This is a genomic window from Ktedonobacter robiniae (assembly GCF_016587375.1).
Classification (GTDB): domain Bacteria; phylum Chloroflexota; class Ktedonobacteria; order Ktedonobacterales; family Ktedonobacteraceae; genus Ktedonobacter; species Ktedonobacter robiniae.
The window spans coordinates 1,912,729-1,938,066 of the sequence record NZ_BNJG01000003.1 but is presented as its reverse complement, the minus strand read 5'-3'; the positions used below and the strand labels follow the sequence as shown (position 1 = coordinate 1,938,066).

Here is a 25,338-nt window from a genome sequence, read left to right as displayed (position 1 = left end):
GCGATTCTGTGAAGGGGGCTATGACGGTCGCCCCTTTGTCTTCTACCGCATTGGCGCATAGCTCGTTCCGGTGTTGTGAAACATCACCTCAAGCCCATTCACCGTCACCACGAGATCCGGATGGTGGACATCGCCTGAGAAGGTGAGCGTGATCGGTGCCAGATCCGCGCCAGTCCCAACCAGGTGAGGCCCTTGCAGAAGACGAGCCTGTGCACCATCGCCGCCGGGCACCTCAACGATCAACACCTGCCCCTTGAGATTGAGAGCGGTAAAATGGGTTGGCACATGGGGATCCAACTCATGGCCCACGATGTGATCTACCTGCGTCGTTCGCGGATAGCCATAGCGAACGTTGTCAATGAGCGTGCTACTCCCATTCATCGCCACAGATCCGACAAGCGCCAGAAGCAACGCACACAACATGCCTAGCCCAAGGGGCAGGAGCCAGCTCCCTCCTCGGGACGTTTTCGGCTCTGGCGCGGCCTCCCGCACGAATTCTGGCACCTCTTCGCTTGTCGTGGGACGCCGCACTCGCGCTTTGGCGAACTGAGAGGCGCGCGCCGTCTGTACCGCTGGCGCTTTGGCGGGCGAGGGCCTCGGACGCCGACGTACAACAAGACTGCGTGGAGCCAGACGAGGCTCCTCTCCCCCGATGGTTGCAGGCATGATGGTTCCCTCCTTTGACACGCAAAGCACAACAAGGACGAAGAAGAAATAGAGGGGCCGACACCGGGCACAAGAGAGGGAAGAACGCTCGTTCCTCCGAAGCATACCTGAACCAGAGGGCCCGACGCAACCCACTTTTCCACGAACTTATCCAGGGGGGTGTGCAGCGATTGTGGAGAAAACACAAGCCATCGTCAGAGCCAGGCCAACTGGCTACCAGCCTGGCTCTGATGATGGCTCCCTTTCTCGCGCGACATGGTGAGAGAAACGTGGCTACCGGTTGGCAAAGAGAGGCGCGAAGAGAACATCAAGACACCCCACCATGAATGGACGCTCGCACTCCCTTCCACCACGGCTCCACAATGGCATCATGTCGACTCCCATGCTCATCACACTCTTCCATACATTTCCGCGCTTTTCTCTCGAGGATTGCACATCGCGGCATTTCATGCTACAGTAAAGATGCGCAAGAGGCATTCGTCCATGGTGTGAATGCCTGCCCCAGGCGTCAAAGGAAGCAGGCGCCATTTTCCAAGGGGACAGAGAGAGAGCCCCGCAAACAGACACGCAACTGACGAGAGAAGCAGATGATTTCTCTCGTCAGTTGCGGACCAGACACGGCTGATCAGGCCAACACTGATCATGTCGAGCATCCCTTTTGCTCTTTCCCCGCATCCACGCCTTGTCCCCAAAAGCACCAGAGAACGCAGAAATGGGTCTGCCCCCGTCTCTCCATGCTGCGTGAGATTCGACGGCTCTACGAACAACTTGACTTTTCTCTGCTCTTCAGCTACACTTACTAGGTCAGCTTTTTTGAGAGACCATGTGGGTCTCTCTTTTTTTCCTCTTTTTCCTCTCCTTGCGCAAGAACCCCCTACCACGCACTTTTTGCGCGACGCACGGCTTTTCGCCCTCCTCGCGTGAACCGGCGCGCTGCAGGACCAGCAACAGCCGGTACACCCAATTCCAAGGTCATCACCTCCGCACACACCCCCCTCCTCCAGCAGCGCAACCCTCTCGCGCGCTGCAGTTCGCAGAGAACCGCCCTCATTCTCGTCTCACCGGGCCTGCGGCCTTCCTCGTGAGGAATCTGACGCGATACTTGTGGAGGATCACCTGCCCTCAATCCAGGGAACCCCATCGTCTCAAACGGTTGCTGCAGTGCCCAATCCCAAAGAGCATTTCCTCCCGTAAGCACACCGTGACAAATTCCGCCACACTGCCGCGAAGATGCGCGCAAGCCACACCGGATGAACTCATACAACACTGGCGTGAGTCCCTGATTACGCAGGCAAGAGGCAATGACACTATGAGCAAATTGAGGGAACCCATCTTTGGGCAAGTTCTCTTCGCGTCACAAAAGATACAGGCAGGGTTTCTGGAAAAAAGGCCGGCCAAAGACGGGGTTGCTGGACGCGCAGGCCACTTTCGAGGAAGCTTTTGAAGGATCTGACCCCTGTCCAAGACCCGATTTTTGGGATGTTCTGGCTGAAGTCAGATTCCCTTGCCAAAGACCAGGTGTTCGCGCGCGACTTCCACGACCTCCTTACTCACCAGTTCACGCCTCCCCGGTTCAGCACAAGAATCCGCTTCATTTGCGTCAGCAACCGCTCCATCTGCGCGATCCGTTTCCCCCTGTCATCCGCAGGATCTGGGCCAGCGCTTCCTTCTCGATCGTGCGCTCGCCACCACTTGGGCTGGGAAACTGCTGCATCTGCTGGGCAATGATCTCTTGCTGTTCGGCTCGGTCCAGCGTCCGATACTGATGCACAAACCCCACGCGGGAATACCATTGGGGAGACCGCGCCTGCCGTTTCTCTAGCCCTGGCATCCCCACCAGAATCAGGCGAGCGCGCACTGCGATCATAGACAGCGCGCACCACCTCCAACGCCTGCGGCTTCAGCCGATCTGCCTCCTCCACAATCAGCAGTTCCACCTGCCCCGGACGCACCAGCCCCTCCACCGTCTCCACTTCTTGTGGCACACTCCAGCGCAACAGCGCCACGTCTTTCTCTAGTTGTCTGGCGGTGACCGTTGCCGTCGGCGTAGAGAAAGCCGCGTGCGGGCGCTGCCTCTCCAATCACCCGCACACTCCAGCGCAACAGCGCCACGTCACGCTCGATCTGCCGGGCCGTCACCGTCGCCGTCGGCGTAGAGAAGGCCGCTGACGGGCGCGGATTCGTCTTTTGACAACCGCGGTTGCACCACTCCATGCCAGGACAAGAGCGGCTCGATCTCATCGAAGCCGCGCATACGCCCGACTGGCTTCCGTCTTCCCCACTCCCGCCACACCATAACACAGTCCGATGAGCTGGGAACGACGACATTCCTCACACATCTCCACAAAGCGTCGATACTCCTTCGTCTGTACCAATGCCATTCCTCGCCCGTGCGCCTCTCCCACTCCCTGCAGTTCCTCACCTAGTCGGTCGACGCACGCCACAGCTTCTCCTGACGCCAACACGGTCAGTCCCTTCGTCTGCGGGATCTCACGGATTGCGCGATACCTCTTCAGATGCCTGGGCGCCGGGATACCTTCCTTCTGCTCCCCCGGGGACGCTGACACCTGGCCTGCCGCTTCCTCCTGCCCCTGCTCCCTCCCTGACTCAGGTTCGGGCGTGGTGACTCGGCCTACCCTCATGCTCTCCCAGGCTCACACCACACAAAAAAACAGAGCACGCTCTCTGCCATGCTCTGTTCCTGTTGGACTTCTTCTTCTCGTGACCACTGATGCAACCTCGTCGATCGTTGCCAACGCGACTGCCCTTCTCTCTCCACAATGCTCTCACTCAGACGGACCTTTTCCCAAACCACAGCAGGCAAAACCACGTTCTCTGGGATCGCCGCTTGCGTCACGCCACCTTCTCTGGGATGGAGCGTCTTCTTCTTTGGGATTTCTCCCCTCTTCCATGCTCACCACCTGTCATGTTCTTTGGGATCGGACATCAAATCATGCTAAATTGTATTTTTCCACTGCAATACGTTTTTTCATTTCACCTGGCTTAGGATCGTAATTCCGAGCTTGCGTTCTCATATCGGTAAACTATTGTACGTTCCATCCTACGCAATGTGGGGTTGACCTCCTGCGCGTGGTAAAGGACCCGCCACCATAACGGGAATCGGGAAAACGCGACCAGTTCGCTTGGTCTGAATTCCTTGATCAGTTCAAGTTTTGGCTCAAGCTGCTTGATGTCCTGGGGATCATCAAGACCCCACTTGTAGGTGGCACCCGTGCCCCCGACGTTCGATCCCGCTCTTTTCACAATCCACGGATTGCCGATATCGAAGATCATCTGACCGCCGGGGAAGTGAGCGACCACTGCATTGAGGAGCGCTTTCACTTCTGGTTCGCTCAGGTAGTGCAGCACCCCTTCGGCGATCAGCAGCCCGGGTCGGTCCTGTGGAACCTCGTTCAACCAGCTCAAATCATCCAACGGTGCGCCGATCAGGTGATAGGCGCACCGTTCGGGAAACAGTTGGCGGCGTAGGTCGATCACATCCGGGTAATCCACGTCGAACCACTGGACGCTGGCAGGCGGATCAACTCGGAAAACACGGCTGTCCATGCCACAGCCCAGGTGCAGCACAGTCGCATCCGGGTGATCGGCCAGATAGCGGTTCGTAAGCAGGTCAAAGGTCGCGGCGCGCGTAGCGATGATGGTACATCCAATCTTGCTCCACATGCTCCACGAGCCCACTCCCCTATAGTGCTTACTGATGTCGTAATCGATATGCCGCATCGCTTCTTCAGCCCAGGGATCACGCAAGATGGGATTCTTCCATTGGCTCTGGAGAGCTCGACCGCTCAAGGTCATGAGCATCGTTTCTTTTTCTTTGGTAAAGTGGATCTTCTCAGTTGTCATTGGTTTTTCCTTTCCGTATCATCTGCCTCAGTAAACTGTGCCTGCACCTCTTCGATTTTCCGACGCATCATCGCTTTTCCAGCTTCGAGGTTCGCACCCACTTTCGGCGTGAGCAAGCAATCGCAGATCCCGCCCACCGTTTCCACTAGCTCATCAAAAGATGGCTGGCTCGACCTGTTGGCGTCATCGAGAGGTGCCTTCGTGTGAGAAGAGAGGGCGGCAAGGATGGAAGGAGTCAACGCATCCAGGATGAAAGCCATGGCTCTCGTGTTAATGTCCTGACGAACGACTCCGATCTCTTGCATGGCCTGGAGATACTCCCGTGTTGGACCAGGATCAGGCGGCCAGGAGGCGAAGAAATTACCTGGTCTGGAGAGATATTTGCCAAATGTCTGCTCATCTCGCGTATACATCGCAGTCATCAATGGTAACTGCTTGAGGGCAGCAAGCAGACCCCGATAGACGCTAGCGACCGTGCCTCCCAAAGGATCGCTATCGAGATAGCGATTCCAGACTTCCGCATAGATGTTCAATTCCCGAAGCAGAAGGGCTTTTATCAATGCATCCTTTGAAGGAAACAAGAGATAAACCAGTCTGCGGTTTAAGCCGACAGCATCCGCCACATCGCTCATCGTCACTTTGTTGTACCCATGCCGAAGCAGCAGTTCAGCCGTCACATCTAAGATGGCCTGTTCGCGTTCTTTCTCATCAATCCCCATGATTTCTCACTTTCACAAAATTTGTTCATTCGTTATTTATTGTAGACTCGCTTTCGTTGGGTGTCAAGACTTCTGGCAGTTTCTCCGATACATCCTTCATAGAGAGGCCATCTCCTTCATTCCCTCATCCTACAAAGGCAATCCTCTCCCTATACTGGGCGGGTGATGAGACGTGTATCACCATCAACCGTTAAATGAGTTCCAAAACCGATCGTTTGATGCGTCTCGAAACCGGACGGTTTTCTGCGATACATGGCTCTGCTTTTTCAATGTCACAGCACATCACTTCTGCAAGCGTGAGGTTCCCTCTTGACGAATCTCAAAACTTATCCTTGGCCGCCTCTGAAGACCCCTGCATTCATGCATAGGGATGAAAGAGGCGTTCCTTATGGGAAGAGAGGAAAAAAATGGATATATGGAAACTTGGCAGAAGAGACATGTTTCGGTATGCTGATGCTCGAAAGCATGTTTTACGCTTGTGAGCAGGTTTTCACGTGGAAAGGTGCAGGAATGCCAGAAGAGGAGGAGGAGCAGGCATGGGAAAGGCGAAAGAGGAGCATCGACCGCAGGCCGAGGAGACGTCGTTGCCTGTACGCGTCAAAGCCTATGTCTACCGTTTGTATCCCACGCGCAAACAAGAAGGTACCCTCCTGTGGACGCTTCGCCGCTGTAAAGAGCTCTACAATGCAGGCCTCGAAGAACGCACCCTGGCCTACCAGATGGCTGGCGTCTCGATCTCCTATCCACGCAAGCCGACCAATTACCCCAGATCAAACAGGAGCGTCCTGAATATCAGGAGATCCATTCCCAGATCCAGCAAGATGTGCTGCGCCGCCTCGATAAGGCCATGCAAGCCTTCTTTCGTCGGGTTGCTGAGGGACAAAGCCCAGGCTACCCACGCTACAAATCAGGCAGCCTCTATCACTCCTTCACCTATGTCCAAAGTGGCTTTGAACTTCTTGGTGCCCTCACCTCCCACGACACCAAGGGCAAGAAAACCTGTCGGCTGGCCCTCTCCAAGCTTGGCCATCTCAAGATGCTGATGCATCGACCCATCCACGACACCATCAAAGCCTGTACCATTAAGCACGATGGCGACCAGTGGTATGCGATTTTGAGCGTGGAGCAGAGGTTGGATCCCACCAAGGCCATCCCCCCTCTGGTGAGGCTGTGGGCATTGATGTGAGCATCACCTCCTATGCTACGCTCTCCACGGGCGAGCAGATGGCCAATCCTCACCTCTATCGCTCCACAGAACAGCAGATCAAGGCCGCGCATCGCAAGCTGGCTCAGCGCAAGCGGGGCAACCATCGACGCAGCCGGGCCAAGCGGGAATTGACACGACTCTACCGCAAGGTGCGCCATCGCCGGCAGGACTTCCTTCATCAGGCCTCGCGCCGCCTGGTGAACTAGTACGGGACCCTGGTCTTTGAGGCGTTGCAGATTGGCAACATGACGGCAAGACCCAAACCCAAGAAAGAAGAGGCCGCTGCTAAAGGGAGCCCCAATGAGAGCCCCACCACAGGTGGCACGGCAGCGGCGGGAGAGCACTACCTTCCGAATGGGGCGACGGCCAAGAGTGGACTGAACAAAAGCATCCTGGACGCGGTCTGGGGCCGTTTCATCACGCTGTGTGCCTGCAAAGCGGAAGACAGACGAAACCTTGTTTCTTTCTGAGATTTTGGGTACCATTGAAATTGGATAGGCACCCTGAGAATAGCTATCCCAGGAAAGAAACCGTAGACTCCTTAAAGTGGACCTGGAGAGTCAGCGAGTTGTGGATCTTTTACCTGATCGGGAAGCGAAAACAACGGCGACCTGGATGCGCCAGCACCCGGATCTGATGGTGGTCAGTCGAGATCGCGGAGGAGAATATGCCTCTGCTGCGCGAGAAGGTGCTCCCCAGGCTATGCAGTATGCGGACAGATTTCACCTGTTGAAAAATCTTCGAGAGTCACTGGAGGGACTTCTGGCACGTCATCTGGTAGCGGAGTACAAACAACAGACACAAGCGATGCTCGATGAACAGGAGGCACCAATGTGGCAGCCGAAACGAGCAGTCAAAATTTCCCCAGCGCTGGAGCGCCTGCAGCAAAGCCGGCGTGAGGAGCGTCTGGCCCGCTATGAGCAGGTGATCGCGTTGCGCAAGCTCGGTCTGAGCCGAGCGGCTTTTGCTCGGCAGGTAGGAATCGGCGCGAGCACCGTGCAGAGTTGGCTGGCTGCTGGGAGGTTTCCCGAACGCAAACCACGTGAGCAGGCTAGCCACGTGGATCGTTATCTCCCCTATCTGATCCGGCGTTGGGAAGATGGGTGCCACAATATTGCCGACCTCTTCCAAGAACCCGTAAAACAAGGCTATCAGGGGTCCTATGAGAGCATACGGAACTCGGCTTCCAAACGGGCGCAAGAATGCTCTTTCCGCCTCATTGAAGGCCCCTGCTCTTGTGAGCGCACGACAGGCTGCCTTTCTGTTTCTTCGTTGTCCGGACAAAGTCCGTGCCGAGGAGCAGGAAATGCTTGCCAAGCTTCGTCAGCTTCACTCGGAGGTTGATTTGGCCTATGATCTCGTTCAACAGTTTACCCAGATGCTGCGCAACCGCACGGGAGAATGCCTTGATGCCTGGCTGGAGCAGGTAGCCAGCAGCAACCTTCCCGAACTCCAGTCCTTTGCCGCAGGAGTCGGGAAAGACAAAGAGGCGGTGAGAGCCGGTCTTACCTGGTGGATCAATAACGGCGTGGTGGAAGGACACGTAACAAAGCTGAAGCTTATCAAAAGGCAGGGATATGGCCGAGCAGGATTTCCCCTGCTCCGTAAGCGTGTCCTTCATGCTTTGTAAGAGCAACGACTTTGCTGGTCTCCTATGGAGTGGTTTTGACCTCATAATGGTGCGCGAGGGGTTCAACTTTCGAGAGAAGCTGTCTCGCTTCCGGTTCAAAAACGGGAACTGTATAGTCAGGCCCCGCAAAGGCGCACACCGCCTCCAACGACTCAAAGAAATTCATCACGACGAATTCCACTTCGCCCTGACTCTCTTGTCGAAGAATATATCCGCCTCGATAGCCATCGATTTGTCGCAACCCTGGCAGGACCTGTTCTCGAAGCAGTCCCTCGTAGGCATCCGCATTTTCAAGCAATGTCCAGCCTCTCCACAATCGTGCAATCATCCTAGATCACCTCCTGTCATTTTATTTGCGAGAGAACGATCAGAAGACCTTTCTGTAGTATATCTCATCCCTTCCTCACAGAGGGAGGAAATGAGAGCTTTTCCACAAACAAGCGAGCAGTAATCCCCGAAATTGGGCATCAGCCGTTTAATGTTGGGAGTTACAGTCAGTGCAAGCAACAAAGAGCCGTTCTACAACACAACGCCATGAAGGTATTGAAACCGATCTTTGAAAGTATAGTGAATTCTTGACAATCATTGAGTAGCATAGTATGATTTGAGCATGAAACTCAGTGATTACGCGAAACAACAAGGGGTCCGCTATGAGACAGCCTGGCGTTGGTTCCGGGACGGGAAAATCCAGGGGCGGCGCGTAGGGGCTCACACGATTCTCATCGACGAGCCAATCAGGGTGTCAGTCCCCTCATCGAAGCCTCAAACCGTGGTCTACACGCGGGTGTCTTCCGCAGAAAACAAGACCAACCTGGACAGTCAAGCTGAGCGGTTGGTTGCCTACTGCGCTGCCCGTGGCTATCAAGTGGGCAAAGTTGTCAAGGAAATTGGCTCTGGCGTCAATGACAATCGGCCGAAGTTTCTGGCTCTCTTGGCCGATCCAAGTGTGGGCCGTATCGTCATTGAACACAAGGACCGGGGGACCCGCTTCGGGTTCCGTTACATCGAGACCCTGCTTCAAACCTATGGGCGTGAGATCGAGGTCGTCAATCAGGCCGACAATGGCACAGAAGACCTGCTCTCAGACCTCACCAGCATCGTGTACTCGTTCTGCGCCCGGCTCTATGGGCAACGGCGTGCCAAACGCAAAACAGAGCGTCTTGTGCAGGAATTGGAGGCCGACCGTGCACCTGGTTGAAAAGCACATCATTCTTCGGAGTGATCCACGCTATGCCACGCTTGACGCGGCCTGTTTTGCTTCCAAAAATCTCTACAATACGGCGCTGTATGAGATCCGTCAGGCCTTCATCTTTGAGGGAAAACACCTCAACTACAATGAAATGGATCGGCGGATGCAGTCGCATGAAGCGTACAAAGCACTGCCTGCGAAAGTGGCCCAACAGGTATTGCTGCTGCTCGAACGCAACTGGAAATCCTTCTTTGAAGCGCTCGATGCCTACAAGCGCGATCCCTCAAAATTTCGCCGACGCCCCCAATTCCCCAAATACAAGCACAAAACGACAGGCCGCAACGTACTCATCTACACGATGCAGGCCGTAAGCCGCAGCAAACGGACCCTTGGACGACACCTCATTCAGCCTTCGGGACTGGGCATTCAGATCAAAACCCAACAAGATCCCAAGGCGATCACTCAGGTCCGTGTGGTTCCCAAACACGGTTTTGTCGTCGTTGAGATCATTTATGAACAGGAGCCGAGCCGCTCCGCCGTCGATCCCGCGCTCATCGCTGGCATCGATCCTGGTCTGGAAAATCTGATCGCACTAACTTCAAATAAACCGGGTTTTGTCCCGGTCGTCGTTAACGGGCGCGGTCTGAAAAGTACGAATCAGTTCTACAACAAGCGGCGAGCAGAACTCCAACAAGCTCTTGGTCGTCCTGGAAACACCCGGCGCATGGAGCGCTTGACTCTCTGGCGCAATCGGCGGATTGAGCATGATCTGCACACCATCTCGCGTTTTGTGATTGATGTGCTGGTGGCTGAGGGGATCGGAACGCTCGTGATTGGTCGCAACGTGGGCTGGAAACAGGAGATCAACCTGGGGAAACGGACAAATCAGAACTTTGTTCAGGTGCCTCATGCCCAGTTCATCCAGATGCTCACCTACAAAGCTGAGCAAAAAGGCATCCAGGTGATCCTCACCGAAGAAAGCTACACCAGCAAGGCCAGTTTCCTGGATCGCGATCCTTTGCCGATCTACCAGCAAAGCCAGGAGCATGCGCCTGTTTTCAGCGGCAAACGGATCACACGGAGGCTCTATCGGGCATCCAATGGCCAACTCATTCACGCCGATTGCAACGGGTCCTATAACATCATCAGAAAAGCAGCTCCTGATGCCTTCGGGTCGGAGGGAGTAGAGGATGGGGAGCGCAGGGTTCATCTGCCGGTAGTCCATCCCGTGAGGCTGTCATTCCCTCACAAACCCGCTCGCGAGAAAATCCTGGCCTCTGTCAGGATTCGCTAGTCACGACGGAACTATTTCGCCATCGATTATGCAACAAATACAAGCCGATCTTGCTTTCTGGGAGGATAAAGGATGAGCCAAACCCTGGCGAAGCAAGAAGCAGAACAGCCGGCCAAGAGACGGATGAATTTCAGTGATGACAATCATACCTTACATCTCCAGATCTTCCTTGAGTGACTCCCATTGGATCTTCATCATGCTCCAGGCATCAATTGGACCTACCTTCCTGGGAAGGTCATGGGCTACCTTGTGAACACAGTGGCAAACAGTCCATTTGCCACGCAGGTGTAGCTCTTGTCGCGGGCTACACCTGTGAGTCAAGAGATGAAAACGACCTCTATGCTCTGATCCAAAGGCTCTACCGCTTTCTAAGGGATATCCAGATCGCCTGTCATATTCAATCTGCCGCTGAACTGACCAAAGAAATATGGAAAAGCGTGGTCGTTCAAAATGCAACTACCTCAAAGCTCTATGAAGGCTTCAAAACATATCGTACACTCACAGAGTCGTATCTTAGTCCTACAGTTGTAGATAAGGTAACGGCTTTTCCCCGCAACCTTCCCCTCAGCATTCACAGCTTTTCTTGTCGCCCAGAGTGCTCTTTACCAACAGCTTCTTGTTTGAGAGGTTCTCCAGAACGTGGAGTGGATAACACAACGGATGTTGTGACTGGTCCACAGTTTTGGAGTTCTCGAAGAATGCTCCATCCAGTCTCATCAAGCAGATACTCGTCTTTCAAAGTCATACGCAATTTTTTCTTGTTTTTTGGAAGTATTTTACCATATCACTTTTGAAAAACAATGTACATCTGGCTTTCATACGGGTACACTATTCCCAGTTACAGAGCATTTGCTCTTTTGGAAGAACCAATGCAGAACCAACTCGATCCACAGGCCAGAGAACTACTTGCCCAATGGGCAGCGGACGCGGCGAGCAGACCGCTGCCAACTCACCCATTCACCATAACGGAACAGATTGCGGCCAGTCGTATCGGTTTTCACCGGCTCGATCCTCTTGCAGGAGAGCCGGAGCCGGTCTTCCGCATTTTTCAACGCGTGCTTCCTGGCCCTGGTGGTCCTCTCCCTCTTCGCATCTATCAACCATGTGACGCGACGGGCTTACCAGCCCTCGTCTATTTACATGGAGGTGGCTGCACGATTGGTGATCTGGATACGGTTGATCGCCCATTGCGCCAGCTTTCTAACCGCTCCAGCGGGCTGATTGTCTCAGTGGATTATCGCCTTGCTCCTGAGCATCCTTTTCCTGCCGCTTGGGAAGATGCTTACGCCGTAACTCAATGGGTTGCGACCCATGCTCCAGAGATCAACGCCGATGCTAACCTGCTTGCCATTGGCGGCGATAGTGCTGGCGGCTTACTTGCGACCGCCACCACCATCATGGCCCGCGAACGGAGCAAACCTGCCATAGCGTTGCAGATCCTGATCAATCCAAGCACTTTTGGATATCCTGACTTTGACACTCGTTCCTGGCAGGACTACGATGGTATCGTGATCAATCGAGCAGAGGTGAAACGTGATTTTGACCTCACGTATGGCGATCAGGACCGTAGCCATCCCTGGATTTCTCCCCTCAAGGCGAGTAATTTGGCTCACCTTCCGCCAGCACTGATCGTCACTGCTGGATGTGATCCTCTGCGCGATGAAGGAGAAGCGTATGCCCACCGCCTCAAGCAGGCAGGAGTGAGTGTCACATTGACGAGATATCCCAGCATGATCCATGGCTTCTTCGGCTTCGCGGGAGTTCTCGATGCTGGGAAAACAGCAATTGACCAGGTAGCACAGGCTCTGCAATTTGTTGCGGAAAAAGCGAGTTTGCAGGACATACAGAAGCACATTGGGTCATAGAGAATATATCAGAGTGGGTGGGGTTAGCACCAGTGCCGAAGCTCCTCTCACTCGTTTTTGTCTCTTGCATCCTTTTTATCTTCATACTCTGATAGTTCTTCCCTCTCCCATCGTTCTACAAAGTTCACTCTTGGCAAGAAGAAAAGCAGCCTCCGCGCCGTTAAGGAGAACTCCATATGCCTCTTCGTTTTCCCTCGGTCAGTCCATCTCCTGAAGAAGTGTGGACTACGGCTTTCAACGATCTGAACCGACGGATCAGGCATTGCTTCGTTCGACCAGAGTCTCATCAACGAGCACTCGCCTATGTGCAGGGGTTAATGAGTGGGGCCTCACGAAAAAACGGGTGGCAAGTGGCTGAAGAGGTGGGTGACGCCACGCCGTATGCCATGCAACATTTGTTGGATCGAGCCAGGTGGAATTGCGATGGGGTGCGAGATATGCTGCAGATATATATTTTGGAGACTCTTGCAACTCCCAACGGAGTGTTGGTCATTGATGAAACAGGATTTCTCAAAAAGGGATGCAAATCTGCAGGTGTGCAACGCCAATACAGTGGCACAGCAGGGCGCATCGAAAACTGCCAGATCGGCGTTTTTCTTTCCTACGCCAGTTCATGTGGACACACACTGCTGAACCGCGAATTGTATCTGCCCAAGAGCTGGACTAATGATCAGCAGCGCTGTCAAGAAGTTCATGTGCCTGCTTCGGTGACCTTTGCCACCAAGCCGGAACTGGCTGCCCGCATGCTCTGGCGCACCTTGGATGCAGGTCTCCTCGTCGCCTGGGTAACTGGTGATACCGTGTATGGAAGCGTGCAGGCGCTGCGCTCTGGTCTGGAGGCCCGTAAGCAAGCGTATACGTTAGCAGTGGCTTGCAAAGAGCATGTGGAGGTGCAGGGAACCCGCAGGCGAGTGGATCAACTCGCCCAGGCTCTCGCGAGGGAAGACTGGCAGGAGCTGAGTGCAGGCACAGGGAGCAAAGGACCGCGTCTCTTCGCCTGGGCGCGCATTGAACTCGCGGCACCTGAGAGCAGCGGGTGGCAGCGCTGGCTGCTCGTTCGACAACGCCTGGATGAGGGAGCCAAACCGGTGGAGAAGGCGGTCTTTGCCCCCGTTGGGACGACATTACAGGAGATGGTAGAGGCTTTCGGCATGCGCTGGACGGTGGAGCAATGTTTTGAGGAAGGCAAAGAAGAAGTGGGCCTGGATAAGTATGCGCGACCCGTTCACGCGAAACCGTAGAAACACGGGGGATGCGTGGCAAAGCAATTTGACAACTAATGATCTGATGAGAGGCGAAATTCCTCTCCTGCCAGATGAAAGGCAGACAGCACTTTCCCCACGGTAGCGACTGGTCATCAATCCGTGAAGCGGGAAAGAAAGCGGCCCAATCGTCATCCTGAGACGGACAAGTTGCAAGCTAGCTCCCATGATGAGTTGCTCGTCGAACACGGCGAGTAGTCGAAGGTGTGATGGACCCATCGTAACCAGGCACAAGCCTACGCAGGATAACAGGCTTGCCCAAAAGGGACGAGATCGCAGTGCCCTACCCATCCGTTGGACACGACTGTGAGCAGTCTGTACTCTTCTGCTCATTGCATTCAGGAAGATCTCCGGTGGACAGCACCCATCTAAAGGAGCGCAAAACAGACATTGGAACGGGATAACCATCGGCACGCTCTCATCGATGGTCGATACGATGAGTAGGCGGCCAGGCCGCAAGCGCCCGATGGAGCGATTGCCTCAGAAGCGCAAGCAGACGGAGGCACTGCTGTATGGAAGATAGTGAACAAGTCAGATGCAAGACAGAAAAGCACCCAGGGAAAGGCGTGAGCCAGACCCCGCGAGTGAGGCTTGGAACCAACTTCCCTGGCGCAAGCTAGAGAAACATTGTTTCCACATCCCAAAGCGAATCTATCGAGCCAGTCAGCGTGGCAAGACACGAACAGTTCAAAAACTTCAAAAACTCCTGATGAAATCAGAAGCGGCACGATTGTTGGCAGTGCGCCGAGTAACGCAAGATAACCAGGGCAAGAAGACCGCCGGGATTGACGGGGTAAAATCCGTCAAACCGCACGATCGTCTCGTCATGGCCAAACGCATTCACCCGAAGCACTGGAAAGGGCAGACTCCTCAACCGGTACGTCGGGTCTGGATACCCAAGCCAGGAAAAGCTGAGCAGCGCCCATTGGGCATTCCACCGATGATTGAGCGGTGTAAACAGGCTCTCGCAAAAATGGCTCTGGAACCAGAATGGGAGGCCAAATTTGAACCCAACAGTTACGGCTTTCGCCCAGGTCGCTCCTGCCATGATGCCCAAGAAGCGATCTTCAATGCGATCAGAAGTAAACCAAAATATGTGTTTGATGCTGATATCAAAGGAGCCTTCGACAACATCGATCAGGAGGCGTTACTCCGCAAACTTCAGGCATCTCCTGTGTTAAGTAGAGCAGTCAAAGGCTGGCTACAAGCAGGGGTCATGGAGGGGCAGGTTTTCTCTCCAACGGACAGAGGAACTCCACAGGGAGGAGCGATTTCGCCCTTACTCATGAATGTAGCACTTCATGGGATGGAACAAGCAATCACTGAGGGGTACTCGAAAAGCTACACGGTTGAAAAGCCGCTCCTGGTAAGGTACGCCGACGATTTTGTCCTGTTTCACTCTCATCTCGAAGAGATACAAAAGGTGGCCGAACGGGTAACGCATTGGTTGGCACAGATGGGACTGAAGCTGAGTTCAACGAAAGCGCGCATGACGCACACGCTCACTTCCTATCAAGGGCAAGTGGGTTTCGATTTCCTGGGATTTACGATCCGCCAGTTCCCGGCGGGGAAAACCCACACCGGCAAAGGCACAGCAGGAAAGGCACTGGGCTTCCGAACCCTGATCACGCCGAGCAAAGAAGCGATCAAACGGCATAAGTTAACCATCAAAGAACGACTGCGCAAGTTCCGCTCAGCCTCGCAAGAGCAACTGATCAAAGAACTGAATCCCATCATTTGGGGATGGGCAGCCTATTACAAGACATCAGTCGCATCGGCGGTTTTTAGCCGATGTGACGAGGTGCTGTGGAAACAACTTGCCGCATGCGCAAGGGCCAGACATCCCGATAAAGGAACCCAATGGATGATGCAGCGATACTGGCATCAGGTGGGAAAACGCAAATGGGTATTTGCAACATCCACAGGCGCAGAAATGCGAACACACAGCAAAACTGCCATCCAGAGGTACAGAAAAGTGAAGGGAACAGCGAGTCCGTATGATGGAAACTTGCTTTACTGGAGCCAACGCTTGAAATCTCATCCGATGATGCATGAGACGAAAGCGCGACTTCTCCAGAAACAACAGGGAAAATGCCGCTGGTGCGAACTGCACTTTCAGGATGGAGACATCATAGAAGTGGACCATATTGACCGGGACCACAAACACAAACACCTGAGTAACAAAATGGTGATCCATCGACATTGCCATGATGAGCGACATGCGAAACATCTTGAGACCGAAAAACTCCTCAGACTCGCAGCCGCAGGTATCAATATCAAATGACCATACACTGAAAAGCTGGATGAAGGGAAACTTTCATGTCCAGTTTGGGATTGGCGGCGGTGAGGGCGACCTCATCGCCGACCATACGGAAGTCCGCTCCTGGCACGGTTGGTACCGTCACGTAACTTTTTCCATGTTTGCTATGGCCTTTTTAACGGCTTTGCGAGCCAATGGAGAAAAAGACGCACTCAAAAAACCTGGGCAGTCTCTCCAGACTCCAGAGTCAGAGGAGGCTGACTCTGTTCAAACGCACGTATCTTCTGATCTCCCTGTAATGGTTCCTCTCTCTATTGCCGAAATACGACGGCTTTTCTTTCGTCTTGTTGGTACACCGTCTCTCTCTTTTGCCTATGACCTGGCCTGGTCATTCTGGCGACGCACGCATCAAGCTCTCGCGCGACTTTGCCATTACAAACGTCGATTCAATCCTGCAAGTCATCTACAACTGTAGGATTAGGCTATTTGCAGCAACTCCCTCCTCAGCAACGAGCACAGATCGAACACGCGCTTTTGCCGCGCTTGCCCTATCGGTTTCTCAAACAACATTTTAACGATGCTGCATTCAGAGACGAGCAGAGGCGGCGTCGTAAAGACAAGAGCGGTATTCTTGCCCCATCGCACACTCTGCTTGTGGGGCTTGTTCGTTTCAGGAGAATTTGTACAAGCCAAACGTGAATTCTTCGGCGAGTTTTGGGCCCTGAAGAAGATCTCTTGTGGATTGGCTAGATATTCAAATATAGTCTTTTACAAGCAAATACGACACTTAGCATGTCTTCTAAAGATATACAGCGCCGCAAAGACTTACTAAAGAGTCTGGGGAAATTTACTGGCCTCTCTTGCACACGAGACGGTCTCTTAACTCCCCATTCGGGTTTCATCCGTCAGCTTGCGTTTGCCAGAGCTCGTACCGGGGCGTTGATATTTGATCCGGTGTCTCTTTATCGTGGTGCGCTCTATGCTGCTGCTCTCGCCACTGTGGTACGCACTCATCCAGAGAACCGGAAAGCAAGGGATGCACCAGATGAACGGTACTTGTTCCAATGGGCGGCGAGTCCCACTCTTGTTGTACCAACAACACAGCACCTTCCTCAAGCACGGGCGGAAACGCGCCCAGGCAGCGTGTCCAGACACCGTTTCACCACGTGATCCTCTGCTGGCCGAACTAGAGGCTGAACTAGCGCGCTACCGTGAGTACTTCGAGGGCTTGCGCCTGCAGGTACAACGGCAAGAGTATCAGAAGTAACGGCGCGGCAAGCACGCAGTGGGATCTTTAGATCCCGAGATTAGAAGATCCCTCCAGATACGCTTCCAGCCCGACGATGATGTGGTCCAAACGCTCTCGCCCCCATGTATGCACGCTGGCATTCTTTGAAGAGAGAATGAAGTTGACATTGACCATATCTCGCATCACCTTGGCGGTTCTCAAGTGAACATCTAGATCGACTGGCAAGGCCCGGATGCGATCATATCCGCTCAAGAAAGCACCCCGTAACGACAGGTAGTCTTTGGGATGCTCGACGACACGGCGGAAAAAGGAGTCAAGCACAGAGGCGAGATCAAGGACGTAGTAGCCCCACCCACAATCATCAAAATCGATCACCCCGACTGCTCCATGATGAAGCAAAATGTTATCCCGGTGAAGATCAGCATGAATGAGTCCCCACCGAGGCGTATTTTTCCCAAGAAGGCACAATGTATGTTGCAGCTGGGTAGCGACCTTTGCTAGTACTTCGTATTGATGTGAAGCAAGAGAGGAGAGAACTTCCTCGTTCCCCAGCACGGATGCTACCCCAAACAAGCGTTGCCAATCCCACGATGGTCGAACAAAGGCTGGTGGAGGAACAAATTGCGCGGCATGTTGGTGGAGTTGAGCGGTGAAAGCTCCGATACGTCCGACGATTGCAGGCTCTATTCCTGGTGTGGGTGGTTCCCCAGGAACCCAGCGCAGGAGTACACACGGTCGAGGCTCTGGCACGTCTCTGACTACCCCCATCGTGACGAGTTCTCCAACATCATTAGGGATGGGTTCAGGGACGAGCAAATCGGTCTCGCGCCGCAGCGCCGTCAACCACTGCATCTCTGAGCGTTGCGCTGCCGGACTATGCCCATCGGCGGCGCTGACACGGAGTACAAAGTGCTCTCCTGGACGGGGGATGATCCGATAGACAGCATTATCCTCATATTGCAACAGAACGAACTGGGCAGACGCTAGACCGTAATGGGGAAGGATGTCTTCGACGAGATGCTGTAAACGATGCAATTGTTCCTGGTACGAAAGGGTTTCAAATGGCTGCAAGTCTGCTTTTACTCACTTTCTCGTTCTTCCTGTCTCCCCTCATTGTACGCGAGCATCACCTGTATCGCAAGCAATCACCTGCCGCAATGGTGTACGAGTGTTCACGAGTGCCATTGACAGATGCATTTCCTCCCGGAACTCTCGCCTTTGCGAAAGGACATTTGTTGCAAGAAAGGTCTACTCCACGAAACCCTGAAACGAAAGTCGGTTGCCGTTTTGCACGCGATATCGAAACAATGATGAATAGCCAAAAGTACTCTCCTTCAAACCATGAACAACTTCTAACGGCTTCTAAAGAAGCATTCTGTTTTTCGTGTACAGCGCAAGATATGCCATTTATCAAGCGGGGTGATGCAAAAGCCGGGCCGAAATGGCAATAGTTTGAGAATTGTACCTATTTATCCCTTTTCGGGCCGGATCGAGCTTGGTATACTGAGGTTTATATGTCTCAAGCAAGGGGTAGTGGAAGTGGGGATAGAGGGACAGAGAGTATTTTCTCGGACTCTTTTTAATTAGCTGATGATGGAATATCGGAATAATTCTATGGGTAAAGCTTATGATTGGTAAATCGACGCAGGACTTAGTCAACCAACCAATTATTGACCGTTATCGCTTGCTACACTTCATCAACCGTGGAGAGACGAAATCGGTCTACCAGGCTGTTGATGTCCGCACGGCACGGCCTGTCGCGTTCAAGCTTATGCGTCTGGACCAGGGGCCAACGGATAGGCAACAACGCATCCAACAGTTCGGAAAGATTATGGAGGGGATTGTCACACTGGATCATCCCCATATTCTTCCGGTTCTTGATTTCGGGGTCATGGCAGGCGAGCAGATTGATCGTGAGCACGATTATATCTATGTCGTCATGCCACTGGTAGCGGAGCGCTCGCTTGATGGATGGCTTCGTGACTACTGGCAGAGAAGGAATAGCCCCCCAGCGCAATTAGAGTTGCAGGATGTACAACAACTCGTACACCAGGCAGCGCAGAGCTTGCAATACGCGCACGAACGCAATGTGCTCCACCTTGGTATCAAGCAGGCAAACTTCCTGGTACGACGTGAAAGCGATGATGAGCGTTTTCCGTACCTGGAGCTAGCAGATTTTAGTGTAGCTCGTTTGGGCACTCCTTCTCGTGACCAAACGGCGATGGCACCAGAACAGTTAGCGGGACGACCAGTAGCGGCTAGTGATCAATACGCGCTCGCGACCATGGCCTACGAACTCCTCACAGGACATCCCTATACATTTATGAGGCCGAATGGGCAGAGCTACTCCGCGTTGTTTGCCGCTGACGTACAGGCTTCCAGGCTTTCAGCCGGGGCCAGTGAAGTACTGCAACGGGCACTCGCGCCTGACCCCCAGGCGCGATACACATCAATTATTGAGTTCGCCGAAGAGTTCGCTCACGTGGCGGAGCGGGGAAAGCGCGGGGAGAACCTCTACATCTTGCTTGGCATCAGCCGAGCAGAGGCACAATCCGGCACGAGCTTACCAGTGACGCTGGCGGGTAAGCGCCAGGTAATGATCAACGTGCCGCCAAATGCGCATGCGGGACAGGTCTTGCAAATCGAGGATGCCGGAAAGCCATCGCAGTCGGGCGGCCCACGCGGCGCGCTGGTGGTGACGCTGGCGCTTCGTCCTGATCCCCCTGGCATCCAGCCGGGCAATAATCAGCCTGTGCTGGAAGAATTACAGCACCTCTCTCATGATATTAAAGCTCTACAGGCACGACCCACCAATGCCAGCACGACTCCTGCCAATGCCAGCGCAGACATAGCCGGGTTGTCGGAGCAGGTGACTAGGATTGAGCACATGATACGCATCCTCAGGACATTCGATGATTATGTAGAGGTGGAAGGGCCGCAGGACATCCCACGCTATCTCGCCAAACAATTTCGGCCAGGGTTGGTCATTGTTGGCATCGTGCTGGCGCTCATTATCATCTTGAGCAACTGTGTGCTTTCGGGTCAGCTCAAGGAGGCCATTTATTTGAATGGCACCAGCAATATCGATGCGATAATGGAAACCAACAAGGGCATGACAGCCACTGCTCAGGCAAATGTTAATGGCACCGCAACCACGAGCAAGAACGCCCAGGCTACGGCGACCGCGACATACTTACAGTCGGTACAGGCGGCGGCGGACTCACAGACTATCCCTGCTCTCTACCATACTAACGCTGCTCCTGAAAACGTGAGCCTTGTCTTTAACGACCTGTTAAATAAGTCCAATTCGGGACAATGGGAGAATTCCGCGACCGACGATGGCTCCGATTCTACATCTCAGCAGAATCTTCCCTGTTTCTTTGGTAAGAGTGATAACTTCTATCACGCCAAAGCAAGCAAGAGCGGCACAGTACAGTTATGCCATTCATCAGGATCGGTGGGAACGCTCGAACGAGGAACTAACTTATTACTACAGGTGCAGGCATTTATCCTGATAGGTGATAGTAGTGGGATGCAATTCGGAACGCAAGATTCGTACTGCTACTTCTATATCACTCAAACCGGAGAGTACGAGATTGGTATGAACGGGAAGCCATTCACGAATGGCAAGGGAAAGAGTAGCGCGATCAATACCGGAACTGGAACGAAGGTCTCCAACTTAATCGCGATCAATATTAGCGATACTACTGTCACATTCTATGTGAACTTGCAGCCCGTACTGACCGTCAACGAGGTTACGCTACCCAATAATGGCACTGTAGCCCTGGCCGCGCGTAGCATTGGAGATCCAACGGATGCCGCTTACCAGATGATAAAGGCATGGCAGTACTAATCGCTTGCCAGAAGATTCTGCGCAAGCGATTGAGCGACACAGGCAGGGTAGTAAGAGCGCCTCTTTCCACTACCCTGCCTGTGTCATAGTTGTGTATCAAACAGGTCGATGAGGTGCTCGTTGATCCGTTGAAGTTGGCGACGTGCAGCCAGGTCATATGCCTGGGGATGCGCACTTGCTTCAGTTGAAGGTTTGCCTTGTCAGATAATTTGGCGCGATAATGAGAAACGTAAAGGCGCAAACTGATGTGATGTTTGATTGTATTCTCCAGCGATATTTCGCCAAGTTATGTGGCACTGCCTGTCTGCTTGCAGCCGCTAAAACCATCGGCATTTTATAAGGAACTGGTGGATGAAGAACAACGATGCCATGCAAAAATTTGGATACCACACCATCCTAGAGCTGCTTCCACTTGAGGCCAGAAGAAGTGTGCTCTACACGACCAATGCCAGCAATATGAGCAGCGGTGAGCAGGGCTTGCTCGTCCAAAGCCGCCTGTATGAGCGCCTGGCGACTGCTCACATTGGTGTTGAAATCTGCCCATGAGGTCATCCAACTTGGATGTTCGACCTCCACTGGATCATGATAGAGGTCACCCAGACAATAAAGTGTCTGCCCCTGTGAGTGGATACGCACAATCTGGTGACCAGCAGACTCGCCAGGAGCTGGGATGATGTGGATACCAGGGACAAGTTCGCGTTCCCCCTCCACCAGCTCCAGCAACCTCCTCTGGTACAATACACCAAGCGTGCTCCTATCCTGGGAATGGAGTTCCTGGAGCGCTTTCTGCATTTCGGACCGCTCCCAGTCAGCGCGCCCGAGAAAGCACCTGGCAAGAGGGAAGCAGGGGACCATCTGCCCATCACACTCAGTCGTGGTACCCGAATAATGATCAAAATGGGCATGTGTAATGACGAGGTGTGTGATGTCTTCGGGCCGTACTCCTTGCTCGCCTAATTGAGTAACCAGGTCTGGCGGTGGCTGATAGCCCGGCAGGAAGTATGGTGAAGATGGTGGAAAAGAACGCATGTAGTTGCACGCATCAATCAAGACCGACGCCCCGGGAAGGGCAATATGAAAACATTGGGTGGGAAAGCGTGCTGGCTGCTCAAGCTGCGCTGCGATCGCAGGATCCTGCTTCTCCTCTGGAATAACCAGCTCATCGGACAGGCGAAACTCGATATCGCCGACATTCATGACAGAAACGGTCGCGATACCAACGTCAATCCTGCGCGTGTGATGACTCATGTTCTTTGCCTTTCTCGCTCGACGTTCTGACACCACCCCTTAGGAGATTATTGCGACAGCTCTCCTCGTGGGTATTCTATGCCAAAGTGAACATACTCGTAAAGAGCCATCATTCTCTTCTGAGGCTTGACGCACCACTCGGCATGGTGTCAGGACAAAATCGCGATTGCAAGGACATGACCACGCTCACGCTCACTCTGGGGGCCACTGCCCTCTTTTCCCTGTCATCCCTTCATTCTTCTCACCTCTCACTCACTTCTCCACCAGCACCAGACGCCTGGCATATTACCACATCCGGTGCACCCGCGCATCTATGAAACGCTTCCTGAGAGTAGCGAGGCCATGATCTACCTGGCGATGACTCGCTTAATGATCTGGCACCTGGCTAAAGGCTAACCATTCCAGCATGCTCGCGGCTCTTGCAGGCTAACAGCTGCTCTCCCAGGTATAGCTTGCCACTGATTTGAATTGTTTCAGCAGCATTTGTGGTGGAGTGAGCGCCAGAAGAGAATCACGCAGCCAGCAGGCCAGGGGATGCTCCCATTGCGCGACCAGGCCCATCCGGTACGAGTTCACGACGACCATGTTGGCGCGCGCCAGGCGCTTCTGTTGATACATATCTAATGCATTCTCAAGAGAATGCGCGTGTCGCAGGGTCCGGGCCAGGATCAGGGCATCTTCGAGCGCCTAGCAGGCTCCCTGACCCATATTCGGCGTCATCGCGTGCGCCGCGTCCCCCAGCAGAGTTACGCGCCCCTTGCTCCAATAGGTCAGCGGCTGGAGATCAGAGATCTCGTTCCGCAGAATCGTCGAGGCTTCTGTCACATTGATAAGCGTGCTGACAACAGGATGCCAGCCTTTGAACAGATCCAGCAATTCTTTTTGGCGCCCCTGCGGCCTCTCTGCCGCGTTTTCCGGGGTATTGCAGGTCGCGTACCAGTAGACGCGCTCCTTAGTCAGGGGAACAATGCCGAAGCGCCTGCCGCGCCCCCACAATTCGCCCATCAGTGGCGGTGTTACGCCCGTGGCGATACCTCGCCAGGCAGTGTACCCGGCGTAGCGCGGCTGACTCTGGGGAAAGAGCAGTCGACGGACCTGCGAACGGATGCCATCAGCTCCGATCACCAGGCTGCCGCGTACCCGCTCGCCCCGCGCGAAACAGGCTGTCACGCCTGTAGTGTCTTGCTCAAGATCGATAAGCTGCTTGTCCAGGACAAGTGTGCCCGGCGCGAGCCGCTCCCGTAACGCTGCCTGGAATTCCGCGCGGTGGATCGCTATGGTTGGTCCCCCACACTGTTCCTCAACTGTTCGTTGCGGGAGATGGACCAGTTGTTTTCCTCGCATTGTGTAGAAGCCAGCCCGCGTGGGTGCAGGCTGCTGGGCCAGTTGTTGCACCAGGTCGGCCAGACCGAGTTCCTGTAGCACGCGGACCGCGTTCGCCCAGAGGGTCAGCCCGGACCCGGACTCGCGGATCTCCTTTGTCCGTTCAAAGATTTGTACCGCAAAGCCGGCTTGCTGGAGGGCCAGAGCCGTGGCCAGTCCTCCAATGCCTGCTCCGATAATCAGGATAGGGAAATCTTGCTCCTGGGTTGTCATAGTTCTACTCCTGGTTCTCTCGACTGCATGCCCTGGATTTGCAAAGCAAACGCCCGATGTAGTACCTGTCCCTGAGCCTCCTCAAAAGAAAGAAAACCACTCAACCACAGGCCGAGGGTGGATACGTAGAGGGCAAAAAAATTGCTGCTCGCCTGGTCTAAAGGAACGTTGGGAGCAATTGCGCCCTGTTGCTGGAACTGCGCTAATAAATCAGCCAGGCGCTGCTGGAAATCTCTGACTTGCTGGAGCGTTTGAGGACCATACATCTGCCCCTGCGCTGGCATGAAGACAGCCTTAATATAGGCACGAGCATTCTCAGGATGCTGCTGGTAGAATTGAAAAAATTGCTGGAAGAGATGGACCAGGGTCTCAAGCAGTTCTCCCTCGGCTGACAGGTTGCGAAAGGCTTGCTCAATTGTTTCGGCGAGAACCTCGTAATAGACCAGTTGCAACAGATCCGGCTTATCTTTGGCGTACAGAAAAAGTGTTCCACTGCCCACCTGCGCCAGTTCTGCAACTTCCCGCATGGTGGTTGCAGCAAAGCCTTTCTGGGTAAACAATTGCCACGCGGCGCGCTGGATACGCTGGCGTTTTTCTTGCTTGTTGCGCTCCCGCAAACCTGGCTTTTCTTGTGACATAGCGCTTCTTCCTCTTTCCTGGCAAAATGACCCTGGTCATTTTGCCAGGAAAGAGGGCGGATGTCAATGACAGAAAGAAAAGTAGCCTTTGCGGATGTCCTAAAGAAGCTTAACAGCATCCGCAAGCACACCGAGCAGCCCTCGCCGCTCGGTCATCTCACACCGTCTCGTTTAAGCTTACCTTACAGGAAAGGACACACACTAGTATGCAGTATTTACAGCACCGTTTACAACAGAATAGGATGCGCATCACCCTTATCTTCGCAGTTGTCGCTACCCTGGCACTCATCGCTGCCTTCTCTCTTACCACCACCCACCAAACCACAACGCACACCAGGCTCACGTCAGATTCCATCCCGAGCGCCGTCTACCCGCATGGCAGCCCTTCCCCTGACGCGATCTTCCCACACGGCAACCCTTCCCCTGATGCCGTCTTCCCACACAGCTCCAGCACTCTCGCTCTCTATCCCCATAGCGCGTCTCCAAACGTGATCTTCCCACACGGCACCAGCACCCTCGATATGATCTATCCGGGCACACTCGCTCCCAACGCCATCTACCCTCATGGCTCGAGTCCTGAAGGTTTCTCATCGTGTAAGGCTTCATTGAATGGCAATGGTAAGCAGTATCCATTCTATCCGACACGAGCACAACGATTGACACACCATAACTAGTAGTTTGCTCCTGAGATTCATATCAACCAAGCATACACGACCCCTTCTCTCAGCTGATAGCGCCCATCGTGAAGCATCTCAGCCATGCAGGCACTACTTACATACCAGGGAATATCATGCCATT

Annotated in this window: 25 protein-coding genes and 2 pseudogenes; 13 read left to right on the top strand and 14 right to left on the bottom strand. The window is 53.9% G+C overall.

The genetic code is table 11. From position 1 onward, the window contains the following. Positions 1 to 42 precede the first annotated feature (42 nt). From JMJ04_RS40930 to JMJ04_RS40900, 7 genes are all read right to left on the bottom strand, one after another. A complete protein-coding gene (locus tag JMJ04_RS40930) occupies positions 43 to 666 on the bottom strand; it encodes a hypothetical protein (RefSeq protein WP_201376105.1) in 624 nt (207 codons plus the stop codon). 446 nt (positions 667 to 1,112) lie between these two features. Then, the gene (locus tag JMJ04_RS40925; RefSeq protein ID WP_201376104.1) at positions 1,113 to 1,319 is read right to left on the bottom strand and encodes a hypothetical protein; all 207 of its coding nucleotides are present in this window, start codon (positions 1,317 to 1,319) and stop codon (positions 1,113 to 1,115) included. A gap of 947 nt (positions 1,320 to 2,266) precedes the next feature. Next, positions 2,267 to 2,533: a TniB family NTP-binding protein gene (locus tag JMJ04_RS40920; protein ID WP_201376103.1), complete on the bottom strand. Its 267-nt coding sequence runs from the start codon at positions 2,531 to 2,533 to the stop codon at positions 2,267 to 2,269. Further along, positions 2,530 to 2,880, bottom strand: coding sequence for a hypothetical protein (locus tag JMJ04_RS40915; protein ID WP_201376102.1), 351 nt, complete (start codon positions 2,878 to 2,880; stop codon positions 2,530 to 2,532). Before JMJ04_RS40915 ends, JMJ04_RS40920 begins: the two co-directional genes overlap by 4 nt. Positions 2,881 to 2,903: 23 nt before the next feature. Next, positions 2,904 to 3,308, bottom strand: a complete 405-nt coding sequence (locus JMJ04_RS40910) for a TniB family NTP-binding protein (protein ID WP_201376101.1) — start codon at positions 3,306 to 3,308, stop codon at positions 2,904 to 2,906. 361 nt (positions 3,309 to 3,669) lie between these two features. Further along, a complete protein-coding gene (locus JMJ04_RS40905; RefSeq protein ID WP_201376100.1) occupies positions 3,670 to 4,530 on the bottom strand; it encodes a class I SAM-dependent methyltransferase in 861 nt (286 codons plus the stop codon). Beyond that, complete coding sequence (locus JMJ04_RS40900) at positions 4,527 to 5,249, bottom strand: TetR/AcrR family transcriptional regulator (protein ID WP_201376099.1); 723 nt, start codon at positions 5,247 to 5,249, stop codon at positions 4,527 to 4,529. Before JMJ04_RS40900 ends, JMJ04_RS40905 begins: the two co-directional genes overlap by 4 nt. Before the next feature lie 536 nt (positions 5,250 to 5,785). Between JMJ04_RS40900 and JMJ04_RS47545 the strand changes: the two are divergent. The 4 genes and pseudogenes from JMJ04_RS47545 to JMJ04_RS40890 form a co-directional block, all read left to right on the top strand. Then, a pseudogene (locus tag JMJ04_RS47545) lies at positions 5,786 to 5,911 on the top strand (helix-turn-helix domain-containing protein); the annotation flags it as partial. 161 nt (positions 5,912 to 6,072) lie between these two features. Next, complete coding sequence (locus JMJ04_RS47540) at positions 6,073 to 6,435, top strand: hypothetical protein (protein ID WP_236039022.1); 363 nt, start codon at positions 6,073 to 6,075, stop codon at positions 6,433 to 6,435. Further along, positions 6,420 to 6,662: a transposase gene (locus JMJ04_RS47535; RefSeq protein ID WP_236038960.1), complete on the top strand. Its 243-nt coding sequence runs from the start codon at positions 6,420 to 6,422 to the stop codon at positions 6,660 to 6,662. The genes JMJ04_RS47540 and JMJ04_RS47535 overlap by 16 nt, the downstream gene beginning before the upstream one ends. Before the next feature lie 340 nt (positions 6,663 to 7,002). After that, positions 7,003 to 8,086 (top strand): annotated as a pseudogene (locus tag JMJ04_RS40890) (ISL3 family transposase); the annotation flags it as partial. A gap of 22 nt (positions 8,087 to 8,108) precedes the next feature. Here JMJ04_RS40890 and JMJ04_RS40880 read toward each other — a convergent pair. Then, positions 8,109 to 8,414, bottom strand: coding sequence for a hypothetical protein (locus JMJ04_RS40880; protein ID WP_201376097.1), 306 nt, complete (start codon positions 8,412 to 8,414; stop codon positions 8,109 to 8,111). 282 nt (positions 8,415 to 8,696) lie between these two features. Here JMJ04_RS40880 and JMJ04_RS40875 point away from each other — a divergent pair, with 282 nt between their 5' ends. The 5 genes from JMJ04_RS40875 to ltrA all read left to right on the top strand — a co-directional run bounded on the left by JMJ04_RS40875 (position 8,697) and on the right by ltrA (position 15,980). Continuing rightward, complete coding sequence (locus tag JMJ04_RS40875; protein WP_201369098.1) at positions 8,697 to 9,284, top strand: IS607 family transposase; 588 nt, start codon at positions 8,697 to 8,699, stop codon at positions 9,282 to 9,284. Then, complete coding sequence (locus JMJ04_RS40870) at positions 9,271 to 10,569, top strand: RNA-guided endonuclease InsQ/TnpB family protein (protein WP_201369097.1); 1,299 nt, start codon at positions 9,271 to 9,273, stop codon at positions 10,567 to 10,569. The genes JMJ04_RS40875 and JMJ04_RS40870 overlap by 14 nt, the downstream gene beginning before the upstream one ends. Positions 10,570 to 11,438: 869 nt before the next feature. Further along, on the top strand, positions 11,439 to 12,434 hold the full coding sequence (locus JMJ04_RS40865; RefSeq protein WP_201376096.1) for an alpha/beta hydrolase: 996 nt from the start codon (positions 11,439 to 11,441) through the stop codon (positions 12,432 to 12,434). A 176-nt stretch (positions 12,435 to 12,610) separates the two neighbouring features. After that, a complete protein-coding gene (locus tag JMJ04_RS40860; protein WP_236038958.1) occupies positions 12,611 to 13,675 on the top strand; it encodes an IS701 family transposase in 1,065 nt (354 codons plus the stop codon). Positions 13,676 to 14,231: 556 nt separating this feature from the next. Next, positions 14,232 to 15,980, top strand: coding sequence for a group II intron reverse transcriptase/maturase (gene ltrA / locus JMJ04_RS40855; protein WP_201376095.1), 1,749 nt, complete (start codon positions 14,232 to 14,234; stop codon positions 15,978 to 15,980). On the opposite strand, the gene JMJ04_RS48305 is transcribed toward ltrA, so the two are convergent. Next, entirely contained in the window at positions 15,973 to 16,101 is a 129-nt protein-coding gene (locus JMJ04_RS48305) for a hypothetical protein (protein ID WP_268887425.1), read from the bottom strand. The two genes, ltrA and JMJ04_RS48305, sit on opposite strands and share 8 nt — an antisense overlap. Before the next feature lie 900 nt (positions 16,102 to 17,001). On the opposite strand from JMJ04_RS48305, the gene JMJ04_RS40850 reads away from it, so the two are divergent. After that, positions 17,002 to 17,223 carry a hypothetical protein gene (locus JMJ04_RS40850; protein ID WP_201376094.1) on the top strand — a complete coding sequence of 74 codons (222 nt, stop codon included), beginning with the start codon at positions 17,002 to 17,004 and terminating at the stop codon, positions 17,221 to 17,223. A gap of 27 nt (positions 17,224 to 17,250) precedes the next feature. Here JMJ04_RS40850 and JMJ04_RS40845 read toward each other — a convergent pair whose 3' ends face one another. After that, complete coding sequence (locus tag JMJ04_RS40845; RefSeq protein WP_201376093.1) at positions 17,251 to 18,276, bottom strand: phosphotransferase enzyme family protein; 1,026 nt, start codon at positions 18,274 to 18,276, stop codon at positions 17,251 to 17,253. Between JMJ04_RS40845 and JMJ04_RS40840 the strand changes: the two genes are divergently transcribed. Continuing rightward, positions 18,267 to 18,656, top strand: a complete 390-nt coding sequence (locus JMJ04_RS40840) for a hypothetical protein (protein ID WP_201376092.1) — start codon at positions 18,267 to 18,269, stop codon at positions 18,654 to 18,656. The genes JMJ04_RS40845 and JMJ04_RS40840 overlap by 10 nt on opposite strands. A gap of 176 nt (positions 18,657 to 18,832) precedes the next feature. Beyond that, positions 18,833 to 21,058 (top strand): serine/threonine protein kinase, encoded by a 2,226-nt coding sequence (locus tag JMJ04_RS40835; RefSeq protein ID WP_201376091.1) that lies wholly within the window; start codon positions 18,833 to 18,835, stop codon positions 21,056 to 21,058. 396 nt (positions 21,059 to 21,454) lie between these two features. On the opposite strand, the gene JMJ04_RS40830 is transcribed toward JMJ04_RS40835, so the two are convergent. From JMJ04_RS40830 to JMJ04_RS40815, 4 genes are all read right to left on the bottom strand, one after another. Next, positions 21,455 to 22,306, bottom strand: a complete 852-nt coding sequence (locus JMJ04_RS40830; protein ID WP_201376090.1) for an MBL fold metallo-hydrolase — start codon at positions 22,304 to 22,306, stop codon at positions 21,455 to 21,457. A 426-nt stretch (positions 22,307 to 22,732) separates the two neighbouring features. Beyond that, the gene (locus tag JMJ04_RS40825; RefSeq protein WP_201376089.1) at positions 22,733 to 22,924 is read right to left on the bottom strand and encodes a hypothetical protein; all 192 of its coding nucleotides are present in this window, start codon (positions 22,922 to 22,924) and stop codon (positions 22,733 to 22,735) included. 69 nt (positions 22,925 to 22,993) lie between these two features. Continuing rightward, positions 22,994 to 23,902 carry an FAD-dependent monooxygenase gene (locus JMJ04_RS40820; RefSeq protein ID WP_201376088.1) on the bottom strand — a complete coding sequence of 303 codons (909 nt, stop codon included), beginning with the start codon at positions 23,900 to 23,902 and terminating at the stop codon, positions 22,994 to 22,996. Further along, on the bottom strand, positions 23,899 to 24,540 hold the full coding sequence (locus JMJ04_RS40815) for a TetR/AcrR family transcriptional regulator (RefSeq protein WP_201376087.1): 642 nt from the start codon (positions 24,538 to 24,540) through the stop codon (positions 23,899 to 23,901). The genes JMJ04_RS40820 and JMJ04_RS40815 overlap by 4 nt, the downstream gene beginning before the upstream one ends. Before the next feature lie 206 nt (positions 24,541 to 24,746). On the opposite strand from JMJ04_RS40815, the gene JMJ04_RS40810 reads away from it, so the two are divergent. Beyond that, the gene (locus JMJ04_RS40810; protein ID WP_201376086.1) at positions 24,747 to 25,214 is read left to right on the top strand and encodes a hypothetical protein; all 468 of its coding nucleotides are present in this window, start codon (positions 24,747 to 24,749) and stop codon (positions 25,212 to 25,214) included. Positions 25,215 to 25,338: the final 124 nt, after the last annotated feature.

Coding starts and splice junctions, on each gene's coding strand:
- JMJ04_RS40930 (WP_201376105.1), bottom strand. CDS start 666: ATGCCTGCAACCATCGGGGGAGAGGAGCCTCGTCTGGCTCCACGCAGT.
- JMJ04_RS40925 (WP_201376104.1), bottom strand. CDS start 1,319: ATGCTCGACATGATCAGTGTTGGCCTGATCAGCCGTGTCTGGTCCGCA.
- JMJ04_RS40920 (WP_201376103.1), bottom strand. CDS start 2,533: ATGATCGCAGTGCGCGCTCGCCTGATTCTGGTGGGGATGCCAGGGCTA.
- JMJ04_RS40915 (WP_201376102.1), bottom strand. CDS start 2,880: ATGGAGTGGTGCAACCGCGGTTGTCAAAAGACGAATCCGCGCCCGTCA.
- JMJ04_RS40910 (WP_201376101.1), bottom strand. CDS start 3,308: ATGAGGGTAGGCCGAGTCACCACGCCCGAACCTGAGTCAGGGAGGGAG.
- JMJ04_RS40905 (WP_201376100.1), bottom strand. CDS start 4,530: ATGACAACTGAGAAGATCCACTTTACCAAAGAAAAAGAAACGATGCTC.
- JMJ04_RS40900 (WP_201376099.1), bottom strand. CDS start 5,249: ATGGGGATTGATGAGAAAGAACGCGAACAGGCCATCTTAGATGTGACG.
- JMJ04_RS40880 (WP_201376097.1), bottom strand. CDS start 8,414: ATGATTGCACGATTGTGGAGAGGCTGGACATTGCTTGAAAATGCGGAT.
- JMJ04_RS40875 (WP_201369098.1), top strand. CDS start 8,697: ATGAAACTCAGTGATTACGCGAAACAACAAGGGGTCCGCTATGAGACA.
- JMJ04_RS40865 (WP_201376096.1), top strand. CDS start 11,439: ATGCAGAACCAACTCGATCCACAGGCCAGAGAACTACTTGCCCAATGG.
- JMJ04_RS40860 (WP_236038958.1), top strand. CDS start 12,611: ATGCCTCTTCGTTTTCCCTCGGTCAGTCCATCTCCTGAAGAAGTGTGG.
- ltrA (WP_201376095.1), top strand. CDS start 14,232: ATGCAAGACAGAAAAGCACCCAGGGAAAGGCGTGAGCCAGACCCCGCG.
- JMJ04_RS40850 (WP_201376094.1), top strand. CDS start 17,002: ATGAACGGTACTTGTTCCAATGGGCGGCGAGTCCCACTCTTGTTGTAC.
- JMJ04_RS40840 (WP_201376092.1), top strand. CDS start 18,267: ATGGCTGCAAGTCTGCTTTTACTCACTTTCTCGTTCTTCCTGTCTCCC.
- JMJ04_RS40835 (WP_201376091.1), top strand. CDS start 18,833: ATGATTGGTAAATCGACGCAGGACTTAGTCAACCAACCAATTATTGAC.
- JMJ04_RS40830 (WP_201376090.1), bottom strand. CDS start 22,306: ATGAGTCATCACACGCGCAGGATTGACGTTGGTATCGCGACCGTTTCT.
- JMJ04_RS40825 (WP_201376089.1), bottom strand. CDS start 22,924: ATGTATCAACAGAAGCGCCTGGCGCGCGCCAACATGGTCGTCGTGAAC.
- JMJ04_RS40820 (WP_201376088.1), bottom strand. CDS start 23,902: ATGACAACCCAGGAGCAAGATTTCCCTATCCTGATTATCGGAGCAGGC.
- JMJ04_RS40815 (WP_201376087.1), bottom strand. CDS start 24,540: ATGTCACAAGAAAAGCCAGGTTTGCGGGAGCGCAACAAGCAAGAAAAA.
- JMJ04_RS40810 (WP_201376086.1), top strand. CDS start 24,747: ATGCAGTATTTACAGCACCGTTTACAACAGAATAGGATGCGCATCACC.